At 41.3% G+C, this 12,749-nt stretch carries 14 protein-coding genes; 8 read left to right on the top strand and 6 right to left on the bottom strand.

Annotated elements, in window-relative coordinates; genetic code table 11:
- Positions 1 to 20: 20 nt before the first annotated feature.
- Both Q0H92_RS00070 and Q0H92_RS00065 read right to left on the bottom strand, forming a co-directional pair.
- Positions 21 to 1,001: an aldo/keto reductase gene (locus Q0H92_RS00070; RefSeq protein ID WP_296010273.1), complete on the bottom strand. Its 981-nt coding sequence runs from the start codon at positions 999 to 1,001 to the stop codon at positions 21 to 23.
- 147 nt (positions 1,002 to 1,148) lie between these two features.
- On the bottom strand, positions 1,149 to 1,457 hold the full coding sequence (locus Q0H92_RS00065) for an isoamylase early set domain-containing protein (RefSeq protein ID WP_013702492.1): 309 nt from the start codon (positions 1,455 to 1,457) through the stop codon (positions 1,149 to 1,151).
- A 265-nt stretch (positions 1,458 to 1,722) separates the two neighbouring features.
- Here Q0H92_RS00065 and Q0H92_RS00060 point away from each other — a divergent pair, with 265 nt between their 5' ends.
- The 4 genes from Q0H92_RS00060 (at position 1,723) to nth (ending at position 4,305) form a co-directional block, all read left to right on the top strand.
- Positions 1,723 to 1,944 (top strand): DUF2281 domain-containing protein, encoded by a 222-nt coding sequence (locus Q0H92_RS00060; RefSeq protein WP_296010269.1) that lies wholly within the window; start codon positions 1,723 to 1,725, stop codon positions 1,942 to 1,944.
- On the top strand, positions 1,944 to 2,318 hold the full coding sequence (locus Q0H92_RS00055; RefSeq protein WP_296010267.1) for a type II toxin-antitoxin system VapC family toxin: 375 nt from the start codon (positions 1,944 to 1,946) through the stop codon (positions 2,316 to 2,318). The genes Q0H92_RS00060 and Q0H92_RS00055 overlap by 1 nt, the downstream gene beginning before the upstream one ends.
- Before the next feature lie 162 nt (positions 2,319 to 2,480).
- Entirely contained in the window at positions 2,481 to 3,659 is a 1,179-nt protein-coding gene (gene metK / locus Q0H92_RS00050) for a methionine adenosyltransferase (RefSeq protein WP_296010263.1), read from the top strand.
- A gap of 1 nt (position 3,660) precedes the next feature.
- Positions 3,661 to 4,305, top strand: coding sequence for an endonuclease III (gene nth / locus Q0H92_RS00045; protein ID WP_296010261.1), 645 nt, complete (start codon positions 3,661 to 3,663; stop codon positions 4,303 to 4,305).
- On the opposite strand, the gene Q0H92_RS00040 is transcribed toward nth, so the two are convergent.
- A complete protein-coding gene (locus Q0H92_RS00040; RefSeq protein ID WP_296010258.1) occupies positions 4,295 to 5,488 on the bottom strand; it encodes a hypothetical protein in 1,194 nt (397 codons plus the stop codon). The genes nth and Q0H92_RS00040 overlap by 11 nt on opposite strands.
- A gap of 415 nt (positions 5,489 to 5,903) precedes the next feature.
- Between Q0H92_RS00040 and glmS the strand changes: the two genes are divergently transcribed.
- Positions 5,904 to 7,745 (top strand): glutamine--fructose-6-phosphate transaminase (isomerizing), encoded by a 1,842-nt coding sequence (glmS, locus tag Q0H92_RS00035; RefSeq protein ID WP_296010255.1) that lies wholly within the window; start codon positions 5,904 to 5,906, stop codon positions 7,743 to 7,745.
- A 68-nt stretch (positions 7,746 to 7,813) separates the two neighbouring features.
- Here the strand turns inward: glmS and Q0H92_RS00030 are convergent, their stop codons facing one another.
- Positions 7,814 to 8,638 (bottom strand): cytidylate kinase-like family protein, encoded by an 825-nt coding sequence (locus Q0H92_RS00030; RefSeq protein WP_296010253.1) that lies wholly within the window; start codon positions 8,636 to 8,638, stop codon positions 7,814 to 7,816.
- 164 nt (positions 8,639 to 8,802) lie between these two features.
- Between Q0H92_RS00030 and Q0H92_RS00025 the strand changes: the two genes are divergently transcribed.
- Positions 8,803 to 9,345: an NUDIX hydrolase gene (locus Q0H92_RS00025; protein WP_296010250.1), complete on the top strand. Its 543-nt coding sequence runs from the start codon at positions 8,803 to 8,805 to the stop codon at positions 9,343 to 9,345.
- Here the strand turns inward: Q0H92_RS00025 and Q0H92_RS00020 are convergent.
- Both Q0H92_RS00020 and Q0H92_RS00015 read right to left on the bottom strand, forming a co-directional pair.
- A complete protein-coding gene (locus tag Q0H92_RS00020; RefSeq protein ID WP_296010247.1) occupies positions 9,342 to 10,034 on the bottom strand; it encodes a hypothetical protein in 693 nt (230 codons plus the stop codon). The two genes, Q0H92_RS00025 and Q0H92_RS00020, sit on opposite strands and share 4 nt — an antisense overlap.
- The gene (locus Q0H92_RS00015) at positions 10,034 to 11,032 is read right to left on the bottom strand and encodes a hypothetical protein (RefSeq protein WP_296010244.1); all 999 of its coding nucleotides are present in this window, start codon (positions 11,030 to 11,032) and stop codon (positions 10,034 to 10,036) included. Before Q0H92_RS00015 ends, Q0H92_RS00020 begins: the two co-directional genes overlap by 1 nt.
- A gap of 287 nt (positions 11,033 to 11,319) precedes the next feature.
- On the opposite strand from Q0H92_RS00015, the gene Q0H92_RS00010 reads away from it, so the two are divergent.
- Both Q0H92_RS00010 and Q0H92_RS00005 read left to right on the top strand, forming a co-directional pair.
- Entirely contained in the window at positions 11,320 to 11,553 is a 234-nt protein-coding gene (locus Q0H92_RS00010; RefSeq protein ID WP_296011682.1) for a PC4/YdbC family ssDNA-binding protein, read from the top strand.
- Between the two features lie 11 nt (positions 11,554 to 11,564).
- Positions 11,565 to 12,299, top strand: coding sequence for a hypothetical protein (locus Q0H92_RS00005; RefSeq protein ID WP_296010241.1), 735 nt, complete (start codon positions 11,565 to 11,567; stop codon positions 12,297 to 12,299).
- The last annotated feature ends 450 nt before the right edge of the window (positions 12,300 to 12,749 follow it).

Here is a 12,749-nt window from a genome sequence, read left to right as displayed (position 1 = left end):
CCTGTGGTTAATTTCGCTTTCTATATTTCACTGCTGAACGGTTCAGCGTGAACACATTTCATGTTTTTTTCAAGCTGCTCTGTGGAGCTTGCGCCAACCAGCACGCTTGTAACGCCTTTCTGACTAAGAATCCAAGACAATGCCATTTCTGCAAGAGTTTCGTTGCGTTTGCCTGTCTGTGCGTTCCATGCCTTTAGTTTTTCCAGAAGTTCTGGAGTCAAATCTTTGCTTTTTAGAAAATGCTCTTTTGCCATTCTGCTGTCAGAAGGAATTCCGTTAAGGTATCGGTCTGTAAGCAAGCCTTGCGCCAGTGGAGAAAATGAAATGAATCCAATTCCATGCTCGGCGCAGTAGTCAAGAATGCCTTCATCTTGCGGTGAACGGTCAAGAAGATTCAGCCTGCCTTGATAAATAAGAAGCGGAACATCCCGTTCGCGAAGATAGTTGTCGGCGAATTTTAATGCTTCAAGCGGCCAGCGGCTTAAACCCAGATAAAGGGCTTTTCCTTGCTTTACAATGTCAACCATTGCCTGCAAAGTTTCTTCCAAAGGAGTGTCCTGATCGTATCGGTGGCTGTAAAATAAATCTACATATTCAAGATTCATGCGCTTTAAGCTTTGGTCAATGCTTGCGGTAAGATATTTGCGCGAGCCCCAATTGCCATAAGGACCTTCCCACATATCGTAGCCTGCCTTTGTTGAAATAAAAAGCTCGTCGCGGTAAGGGCGGAAGTCGTCTTTTATGAGTCTGCCCATTGTTTCTTCTGCGCTGCCGTAAGGAGGACCGTAGTTGTTCGCAAGGTCAAAGTGATTTATTCCGTGGTCAAACGCAAAATGTGTGATTTTCCGGCTGCGTTCATAAGAGTCGTTTCCGCCGAAGTTGTGCCAAAATCCTAGGCTTACTTTGGGCAAGAGAATTCCGCTTTTTCCGCAGCGATTGTATAAAGTTTGGGAGTCATCATAGCGGCGAGCGTCTGCTGTATAGATTCCTTTTAAGTCCATGCGCGTCTCCTTTTATACATTATAATGAGTTGTTTCGGAATTTCCACTTTTTGCGTGTTTTTTTTTGCAAATTTTATAAAAAAAAGCTGCCCTTTGAAGTTTTCTTCAGTTGGACAGCTTGTATGAAGTAAAAGATTTTAAGATAGCTTAGCAGATTACAACAGAATTGTCTGTGTGGGAGAATGGAGCAGGAATGTACTTGTCTGCCGCCCAGTCGTTTTCCCAGTGCTTTCCGTCAAGAAGATAGCGGAACTGATATTCCTTTCCGGCTTCAAGAGGGATTTTTACAGAGAAAGAACCGTCTTTGCCTTTTTTCAACGGAGTTTCTGTGCTGCTCCAGCTGTTAAAGTCTCCTGCGATTGAAACTTTTTCTGCGCCGTGTGCTGCTTCCTGAGAAACAGAAAAAGTTACGTTACAAGTTTTCTTGTCTTTGGAATAAGACTTTTTCAGTGACATTTCATGTCTCCTTATTATAAAAACAATTTGATATAAAACAACAGTTGCCGGATAGAAAATAACGCATATAAACGCATTGTTTTCGCTCCTTTGCTATATACATATATTATATAATATTTCAAATGTAATCAAGGGCATATATAAAAACGTTTCGATTTTAGGTGGAGGGAGAGTTTATGAAAATTTGAGTTCTTATTTTAACACTAGAAAACTAATTGAAATGTGATATAATTAAATTGTTACTTGAGAATTATGGAGGTTTTGTATGTCATATTCTGTACTTGAGGAAAAATTAAAAGAACTTCCTCAGACAGCACTTGAAGAAGTTGCTTCATACATTGATTATGTTCTATATAAGTTTACAGCCTCTGAAAAACAATATTCTGTTAAAACAAAAAAAAGCGGATTTGGATGTTTAAAAAATATATCATGCAAAATGTCTCCTGATTTTGATAAGCCTCTCGAAGAATTTGCGGAGTATATGTAATGTATTTATTAGACACTCATGCAATAATTTGGTATGTAACAGGAAATAATGAGCTTTCTTTAATAGCTCAAAACATAATGGAAACAAAAAGATGTTTTTTCAGTTTTGCATTCTTATGGGAAATTGCAATTAAGCAAGCGAAAGGCACATTGCAATTTGATATTGATATTCCAAGATTAAAATCTGTTTTAGAGAATGAAGAATTTATATATCTTCCACCAACAGAATATGATGCTGAAAGAATAAAGACTTTGCCAGATATTCATAAGGATCCGTTTGACAGATTGTTGATTGCACAAGCAATGGAAAATGATTTAACAATTGTAACAACAGATTCAAAAATTCCTTTGTATAATGTAAAAACTGTTTGGTGAAAAAGAAAAGATATTTGCTCAATTAGAAGAAAAAAATTTCCCTTGCTTGTTTTTTTGCTTTTGATTATATTGTTGTGAACAAATTATCCGCTGATTTATCCAAATTGCAGGCGGAACAGTTTTCTTGTGGAACTGAAACTTGCTAAACAGGAGGCTCTAAAAATGAGCGCTGTCTTATCAAAAAATCATTATTTATTTACTTCGGAATCCGTGGGAGAAGGTCACCCGGACAAAGTTTGCGACCAGATTTCAGATGGAATTCTTGATGAATGTCTGCGTCAGGATCCGGAAAGCCATGTTGCCTGCGAAACTTTTGCATCTCAGGCTCTTATTCTTGTAGGCGGCGAGCTTTCTACAAATGCTCACGTTGATATTCAGAAAGTTGTGCATGACGTTGTTCAGAGAATCGGCTACACAAATCCAGACTACGGCTTGGACTGCAATTCCATGGCTGTTCTTAACATGATTCATTCCCAGTCGTCGGATATAAATCAGGGAGTTGTAGGAAAAGGCCTTGATGAATTCAAAGGACAGCAGGGCGCAGGAGATCAGGGAATGATGTTCGGTTTTGCCTGCAAGGAAACGTCTGAGCTTATGCCTGCTCCGATTATGTTTGCCCACAAGCTTATGAAAAAATCCGCAGAGCTAAGGAAAAGCGGCGAAGTCAAATGGATGCGCCCGGATTCAAAGAGCCAGGTTACAATTGAATATGAAGGCCATCGTCCTGTAAGAATCGATACTGTTGTTATAAGTCAGCAGCACGATGCGGGAATCAGCTATGATGAAATAAAATCTACGGTAACGGAAAAAATAATAAAGCCAGTTCTTGAGCCGGCAGGGCTTTTGGATTCCAAAACAAAGTATTTTATAAATCCTACAGGCCAGTTTGTAATCGGCGGTCCTGTTGGAGACACTGGTCTTACAGGCAGAAAAATAATCGTTGACACTTACGGCGGAATGGGACGGCACGGCGGCGGAGCTTTCAGCGGAAAAGACCCTAGCAAGGTTGACCGTTCAGGAGCATACATGGCGCGCTACATTGCCAAGAATATTGTTGCCGCGGACTTGGCGGAACGCTGCGAAGTTCAGCTTGCTTATGCGATTGGAGTTCCGTTCCCTGTTTCTGTTCTAGTTGAAACTTTTGGAACTGGAATTGTTCCTGACTTTCAGATTGCGGACGCTGTAAAAAAAGTTTTTGACTGCACTCCAGCCGGAATAACAAAGACGTTCAATCTTAAGCGTCCTATTTATTCCAAGACAGCTTCTTACGGACACTTTGGAAATTCGGAATTTCCGTGGGAACAGACAGACAAAGCCGCGCTCCTGAAAAAAGAGTTCTAGCTTGAAACTTTTAACTCCGCAGCAGATTTCGCAAGTCTTTCTGCGGTTTCAAAAACTGAATCCGTCTCCAGAAACTGAGCTTGTTGCTCCGAATGCTTTTTGCCTTTTGGTTAGCGTTGTTCTTTCTGCGCAGACTACGGACAAAGCCGTGAACAAAGCAACCGAACCGCTTTATAAAGTTGCCTATACGCCTGAACTTATGCTTTCGCTTGGCGAAGAAAAAATAAGAGGCTTTATAAAGTCAATCGGGCTTTACAAGAACAAGGCAAAACACGTTGCGGGCTTAAGCAAAATGCTCGTGGAAAAATTCAATTCGCAAGTTCCAGACAACAGGGAAGACTTGGAATCTTTACCGGGCGTTGGAAGAAAAACTGCGAATGTTATTCTAAATGTTGTCTACAACAAGCCCACAATGCCTGTGGACACACATCTTCTTAGAATCTGCCCCAAGATTGGACTTGCCCAAGGCTCAACGCCGCTTGAAGTTGAACGCTCCTTGCTTGAGCGTATTCCAGCTGAATTTATGATGCACGCCCATCACTGGCTTATATTGCACGGACGCTATATTTGCACAGCGCGAAATCCCAAGTGCGCGGAATGCCCGATAAACGACTTGTGCCTTCACAATGAAACTTCTACCAAGTAAGTCCAATGCCTGCCGTGTATGCGCCGAATTTTTCTGTTTCCTCGTCTTTTACAGAAGTGTTTACGTTGCTGCTCCAGTTGTAGCTGTACTCAAGGTTCAGCATGAATTTTCCAAGTTTAAAGTCTATGCCGGCTCCGGTTTTAAATACAACGTGGTCATCGGTCCGCGCGTAAATTGAAGTCTGGCCGTAAGGACGCAAGTGAGTTCCAAGGTTCAGGTTTAGTCCGAAGATTCCGCCGAAAGAATAAATCGGAACGTCGTCATTAAGCGAAGGCAAATCTATTCCGGCTGAAATTCCTGCAAAGATAAATTTTCCAAGCCCGAGCGTAAGAGTTCCGTACATATTGTCGAGCTTATACGAAGTGAAGTCCGTGCTTGAAAAATCGATGTTGTCCGTGGAAGTTTCCGCGCTTACGTAAAATGCCCGTCTGCCTTTTTGCTCGCTGAATATTATGTCTTTTTTCTTTGCTTTTTCCGTGGAAGCGTTTTTGCTTTCGTCCTTGAGAAGTTTTTTTATGCGCGCGTTGTTTTTTTCAATCTGCTTTTCTGTTCTGAATTCCTTTTCTTCCGCGAATGTAAAAAAATCCTTGCTTTTTGTTTCATCGATTTTGATTATTGCTCGCGGACGTTTTGAATTCTTGTAGATTTTTAGTGCGACTGGCTCGAATCTGTATTCGCTTGCTCCCTGCCAGTGCGTGAGTTTAAATGTAAGTTCCGCATAAAAGAATTTTTCCCCGGAACGGATTCTGGTTTCGTAGTCGTTTATGTAATATTCGTAGTCGCGCCGCTGGTATTCAGTCATTTGCGGTTCTGGAACGTATTTTTTTTCCATTGCGTCGGAATACATGATGTCCACGCTGCGCTCATATTTTATTTTTCCGCCGAAGAAAAGAGCCTGAATTTCCGTGGGCCATTTTGTTTCAACAAGGCTGTATTCTCCTATTGAAAAATCCATTGCGCCGCTAAGCGAGTTTACTGTGTATTCGTCTCCTTCAAGAACCTGATAAAGAAGATTGAGCGCGTCCATTTCCTCGTCAGAAAAAAATCCGTTCGGGCTTGAGCTTAGGATTCCGCTTTTGAATTCTTCGATTGCAGAAAGCCTGTCCTGCGCGTCATTTAACGTGGCGGCAAAAATTCCTGCGGAAGATATTAAAACTGCGGCAAGTCCCAAAAGCCTTTTCATTTTTCCAAAACCTTGCGCCATTATAGTGCATTGCGCATTTTTTTTCCTAGTGGAATTTTCGGCGGAATGCTGAATTTTGTATAAATATGCAGGAATAAATGGTATTCTCCAAGAATATTGTATATTCCTAAAGAATTTGTATAAATATTGAGGGATAGAAGATATTCCAGAGTTTTTATGCATATTCTTCAGGAAAATTTCATATTCCTGAGTTTTTTGACGAATTCCAAGTGGAAAATACAATATTCCTGATTTTTTTAACAAATTCCAGAAGAAAATCAAATATTCCTGAAGTTTTTAAAGGATTCCAGACAAAAATAAAATTTTCTTGAAGCTATCTGTCATTGTCAGATTTTATTTTGATTTTACGAAATGTGTTCTATTCAAAAGTTGTGAAAATCTATAGAATAATGCCATGTGTGGAATTGTAGGATATATCGGCAATAAAAATGCTACACCGGTTTTGGTGAATGCGCTTAAAAAACTTGAGTACCGCGGATATGACAGCGCGGGAATCGCAGTGTTTAACGGCCAGGATATTTTGGTGCGCAAGGTAAAAGGCGCGCTCAAAGCTCTTGAAGAAAAAATCGCGAAGGAAACTATCGAAGGTTCTCTTGGAATCGGGCATACAAGATGGGCGACCCACGGCGAGCCTAGCGACATAAACGCCCATCCGCATCTTAACGAAAGCGGAACAATCGCTGTTGTTCACAACGGAATTATCGAGAACTTTGCAAAGCTCAAGGCGTGGCTTCAGAGCGAAGGCGTTGTTTTTAAGAGCGACACAGACACAGAAGTCATTGCTCATCTTATAAACTATTACTATGAAGATTCTCTTGATATTTTTGAAGCTGTAAAGGCGGCTGTAAACCGCTTGGAAGGCAGCTATGCTCTTGGAGTTTTGTGCAAGGACTTTCCGGACAGAATCATTGCCGCAAGAAAGGAATGCCCGCTCATTGTAGGTCTTGGCAAAGGTGAAAACTTTATTGCAAGCGATGTTCCTGCTGTTCTTGAGTACACCCGCGATGTCTACTTCCTTGACCAAAAAGAAATTGCTGTGCTTTACAAAGACCACGTTGATCTTTTTGATGAAGACGGAAACCGCATAATAAAGCAGCCGTTCCATGTTGACTGGGATATTTCTTCCGCGGAAAAAGGCGGATATGAGCATTTTATGCTTAAAGAAATCCACGAGCAGCCAAAAGTTCTTACAGACACAATGAGACCGCGTCTTGTTTTTGAAGGCGGAGTTCCTGTTGACATAAAATTCGATGAGCTTCGCTTTGATGAAAAGTGGAAGGAAGCTAAGCGCATTGTGATTGTTGCCTGCGGAACTGCATATCATGCCGGGGTTGTGGCAAAGTATGTTTTTGAGCAGCTTGCACGCGTTCCTGTTGTAGTTGATGTTGCAAGCGAATTCCGCTATAGAAATCCTATTTTGTGTAAGGATGATATTTTTATTGTAATAAGCCAGTCCGGGGAAACTGCCGACACTTTGGCTGCATTGCGCCTTGCCAAGCAAAATGGTGTTCACGTTACGGCGATTACAAACTGCGTGGGTTCAACTGTAAGCCGCGAAGCTGACGATGTTGTCTATACTTGGGCAGGTCCTGAAATTGCGGTCGCTTCTACTAAGGCGTACACAACTCAGCTTATGTGCCTTTCTATGCTTGCCTTGAAAGCTGCCTTTATAAAGGGAACAATTTCCGCTTCTGATTATAAAAAATATCTTTGCGAACTGAATTCTATTCCGGAGAAAGTTCAGCAGATTCTTGAAGATAAGGCTTCTATCCAGAGATTTGTTTCCAAGAACTACAATAAACAGAAGGTTTTCTTTATTGGCCGCCAGTATGACAGCGCGACAAGTCTTGAGTGCGCCCTTAAGCTTAAGGAAGTAAGCTATATGCACAGCGAGGCTTTTGCGGCAGGCGAACTTAAGCACGGGCCGATTGCGCTTATAGACACGGATACTCTTGTTGTTGCGACAGCCACAGTTCCTGAACTTTACGAAAAACTTGCAAGCAACATCATTGAAGTCAAGAGCCGCGGAGCTTCAACTTTTGTTATCACGCAGGATGATTCCGGGGCATTCAGTTCTTCCGCAGATGAAATTGTAAAAATTCCTTCTACGGAAAGTTTTTTTGAGCCGATGCTTGCAATAATTCCAGCGCAGCTTTTTGCTTATTATTGCGCAGTCCACAGGGGAAACAACCCGGACAAGCCGCGCAACCTTGCAAAGTCTGTTACTGTTGAATAAAAAATGCCAAAAAAAAAAGAGCCTTTTGCTAAAGCAGCAAAAGGCTCTTTTCAGATAAACTGCTTTAATTAGCAGCCTTTAAAATCCTGAACAATATTTACTGCTGATTTTATTGTGCAGCTTGGAAGAATCTTTGCGGCAAGAGTAACAGCTCTGTCTACCACAGCCTGAGAATCTGCCACGCCTTGCAGCGTTATGGAAGTTCCTTCGTCGTCAATAATTGCGCGCAGGAAATTTATATTCAGCTTGTATTCAAAGAGAAGCTTGTTTGTCAGGTCTTGGGCTTTGAGCATATTTTCAATTCGCTTTTTGCCTAGAGCTTCTTTTTCCGGGTCTGCAAAATATTTTACAAAATTTACAATCTGCTTTACAACTTCTTCCTGCTCAAGAATTCCTGTGTTTATTGTGAGCATATAGTGGCTTGAATCTTCGTTGTCCACATTGAAGAAACTCTTGTGGAATCCTTTTCTGTTTGCCGCGCTTTCGTTGATTCTTGCCATTGCCTGTTTTTCTGTCCAGTTGAATTCTTTTTCAAGCCGCTTGACTCTTACAGATTCTTTTGCCACGAACCGAAGCGAAATCAAATTTGGAACATCTTCAAGAATTACAAATGAACCGCGTCCTATCAAAATGCAGTTTCCTTTGCTTGCCGCTTCCAGAACCGCATACTGCAAATAATTCAGGTATTCATCGCGTCCTTTTGCGAGACTTGCGAAAAATCCCGGTTTTATTTCGTCATATTTTTGAAGTTTTTCCTTTGGAAATCCCAGCTCTACAATGCGGTTTTCTATTTGTTTTCGAGTTATAAATGTGTAGCCAAGTTTTTTTGCTGCCGCCGCAGCTATTTCGTCTCCAAGAGCTGCCACCTGTCTTGAAATTGCTATGATTGCCATAATGCGCCTCCTGTTTTAAATGTTATTTTTTGATAATTAAATTATAAATCCGTTTTTTGAAATTTGCAATTTTTTATGATTGTGTTCTTTGTCAAGCAAGAGAATGGCAGTTGTTGAAATTTTCTTTCTTGCTAAAGTTTCAGAATAATTTTAGTATAAAACGCATGGACGACAAAAAACTTATATGGCACGAAAAATCACGCAGGGAAGCTTTTAAAACTCCTGTTTTTACTGTTACTGAACGAACCAGCGTAAGCCCCGACGGAACAGAAGGCATCTACATTGTGAACGAAGCTCCTGACTGGGTTATTGTAATTCCGGATGACGGTGAAAATTTTCTTATGGTAAGGCAATGGCGGCACGGGGAAAAATCTTTAAGCATTGAATTTCCGGGCGGCGTAATAGACAAGGGCGAAGTTCCGCTTGAAGCTGCAAAACGTGAGCTTTTGGAAGAAACCGGCGCAACTGCAAAAAAAATTATTTGCCTTGGCTCAATGAATCCTAATCCGGCTTTGTTTGCAAACCACGTTCATGTTTTTCTTGCTGAAGATTTGGAGTTTTCCGGCAAGCAGAATCTTGATGCTGATGAATATTTAAACTACTTGGAAATTCCAAAATCCGAAGTGATAAAAAAAATGGGCAGCCCCGAATATTGCCATGCTTTGATGGCTTCAGCAGCTGCCCTGTATTTAGCTCGGAATTTTTAGCGTTTCTGGAAAGGCTCGTAGTCTTTGTCCGGGCTGTAAACTCCGTCGCGGTATTCGCCAGAAATTGAAGGAATTTCCATTTTCATTCCTGGACGAATCAAGTTTGGATTCTTTGGGTCTGGAAGGGAATTCTTGTTCGCTTCGTAGAGGTTTTCCCACAAATAAGGATTGTTGTAAACATAAGGTCTTCCAGAAATATTCCAGAAGCAGTCTTTGTCTGATTCCCAAGGTTTTACAACATAATATTTTGGAAGCGGTGTAACTTCTTTTATTTCTGCTAAAGCGTCAAGAACCTGCTTTGAATAGCTTGAAGCTGCGTCCCATTCTTCTTTTGCAAATGCGTCTTCTGCCTGTGCAAGAGATTTTGATGCTGAATCATAAGCAATCGGGAAATTTTCTTTTCCGTTGATGCTTTCAACATAGGCGAGCCTGTTTCTTGCAAGATTGAGATCTTTTTCCGCGCTTTCCTTTGAAAGCATGTGGCTTATGTAAGTGTCGGAAAGTTCTGCGTTCTCTTTTGCTTTTGCGGCGTATTCTTCAGCAAGAACATATTCTCCTGCGTCCAAAGCTCTTTCTGCTTTCTGTGTGTATTCTTTTGCAAGTTTCTGGTAAGTGTTGTTTGTGTAGCTGGCTGCAAAAACTGAAAGTCCCAGAACAGATGCGATTGTGCAAGCAAGTAATTTTTTCATTATTCAGCCTCCTGTGCAGATTCTTCGATAGTTTCTTCGATTTCAACTTCTGAATTTTCTGCTTTTGTAAAGTCGTCCGCTTCAAGAAGCTGTGTGTCTGCTTCTTCGATTCCTTCTACCGGCTCGTCTCCAAGAGGTTTTTCCTTGTCTGCCCACTGAGCGTTTGTCTCGCTTTCTGCAACACGTTTCTTTGCTTCTTCAATTGCTGCCTGAGCCTGAGCTCTTGCTTCGGAAACCTGTGTGTAAAGAGATGTGAATCCTTCTTTTGCCTTTGTGTAGTTTGCAAGCGCGCCTTCCGGGTTCCCTGTAACGTAATTCTGGTCGCCGGACTTGAAGTTTGCAACAAACTTGTCGTAGTCAGCTTTTCTTGAAACAGAGCACTTTATGCTGTCTGCGTTTTTCTTTGCCTTAAAAGCTTCTGTGCGTTCAGCCTGCGCAAGCGATTTGTGAGCCGCCTTAAGAACAAATGTCATTTTTGCATCTGCGGAAACTGCTTTTTTGTTCCAGTCGCTTCCGTAGTCTTTTGAAGATTCAAGCTCGCTGATAATAGAAACGCCGTCGTTGTATACATTCTGCGCGTAAGAAGCAAATCCGTTTTCGTCAATCTTTGCTTTCTTTGCAACTGCGTCTGCGTAAGCCTTTAAAGCTTGATAGCGTGCAAGAAGATCTTTCAGTCTTGCGGAAACATCTTCGCCTTGCTCCATTGCGGCTTTTACAGAATTATATTCTTCTTCTGCGGCGTTAAATGCGTCTGGGGCTGCGTTCTGCGCGCCGGCATTTATTGCGTCTTGTCTTGAAGATTCAATTTTGCTGAGTGTTGCTTCATTTGATTCTGCTGTGTCTTCTGAAATCTGCTGTTGGTCTTGAGATTCTTCTGCTGTGTTTTCAGAAACATTCTCTTCTTGAATCTCTGGCTCTTCTTTTGGCGATGAGCCGCACGAGATCAGCGCAAGCGACATGGCTGCAAATGCTGCCAATACAAGTTTACTTTTAATCATTTTTCCTCCATAAAGTAAAAAAACGAAAAGCTTTGGTTGCCTTTTGAATTTCAGTTTTCATAAAAGCGATTTTGCTTACTATCAATATATAATACTAATTGCATTTCGGCAATAAACAGACCGCGCAAAAGACATAATACGTTTTGTTTTAGAATGAAATTTTATTGATGACAAAAAAAGCAAACGGCATTAATATAAAAGCTAAAAAAACGCCTGTAACTTTTTGCTTTGCGAGCGGTTGTTTCTATAAAAGTGCGGCGCATATTTTATCGGAGGATTTTATGGCAATGTCTGAAGGTTTTACTCCGCCGGATATACAGAAAAATATCGGTGTTCTTTCCACGTCAAAATCTGGCTGGAATCTTGAGCTGAATTTTGTGTCTTGGGGCGGACGTCCTGCAAAGTACGACATTCGTTCCTGGGATTCCGAGCATGAAAAAATGGGAAAAGGCGTGACTTTCACAAAAGATGAGCTTTGCGCTTTAAAGAATCTTCTGAATGGAATGGAAGAACTTAATTAATAGAGGAAAATATGAAAAAGAAAATTTTGTTTATAATGGTCGGAACAATGGCTGCGTTGTCGTTTGCGGCAAGAACTCCAAAAGTAAAGCAGGAAATTGAAACTGTAAAACTTGGAAAATTCGATCCTGTTGAACTTGGCTCTGGAACTTTCAGGCTAAGAAAAATTCTCGTTAATGAACTTGAGGCGAAGGATTTTTCTGTAATGCTTTTCCCAAAGAACGGAACTGCCGGAATTGTTTACAAAAATATGCCGAACAAGGAGCGTCTCCTTTTGGATAAGGATGCGCGCAAAGCCGTCATCACTTCTTACAATGCTTACTTAAAGGATTTTGAAGAAAAGAAGCTTGACCGCAATCAGAAAAAATACAAGGCGACTTATGAATATGCCCGCGCGAGAATTGAGTGGGGACCTTTTCAGTATTCTTCTTATGCTGACCCTAAAATTTCCATGGGCTATGTTTTCGTCGGAAAATCGCCTTATTTCTGCATAAAAATTCCTTCCACAAAGTCAAATCAGAGAAAGGGCGACACTCAAATTGAATACGGCGGAAATCTTTTGTACTTTACAAGGGCGCAGGCAAAGGACTTGGTCGATGCGATAACAGAAGAGGAAATTCAGAGCGCGGTGCAGTCCCAGATGGTTGTTCTTCCTGCCGATGATGAATATGACGGTGGCGAATACGAAGAACCTGACTTGCCAGCAGAAGAAGTTTCAGAAGAAAACCTTGATTACGAGGAAAACTAAGAAGTTAAATAGGTTTATATTCTATACAATAAATGAAAGCAGGCTGAAAAAGTCTGCTTTTTTTCGGAACAGAAAAAATTTAATAAATTTTATATTTTTTTGAAATTTGCTATTGACAATATTTCTTCACAGCTATATATTCTATCTCACCCTTTGAAAACAAAGGAACAAAACAAAAAATGTTAGGCAGTATGACTGCTAGTTTATATCGCCGTTATTTGACAGTTTAAGGGAAGGAAAGAAGAAACGACAGAAGAGCGTACATTGGGAGAGCGAGTTTTACCGGAATTATTTATAGGCAGTCAGATTCGAGAAGAATGAGAGGGCCTGAAGAAGGCTCTCTGTGTTTATGCAATCTCCGGCTCCCTCGGGGGCCGAGGAAATAGGCATGGAGAGTTCGATCCTGGCTCAGAACGAACGCTGGCGGCGCGTCTTAAGCATGCAAGTCGG

The sequence above is a fragment of the uncultured Treponema sp. genome (assembly GCF_934725225.1).
Taxonomy (GTDB): Bacteria; Spirochaetota; Spirochaetia; order Treponematales; family Treponemataceae; genus Treponema_D.
This window is presented reverse-complemented; position numbering and strand designations above follow the sequence as displayed.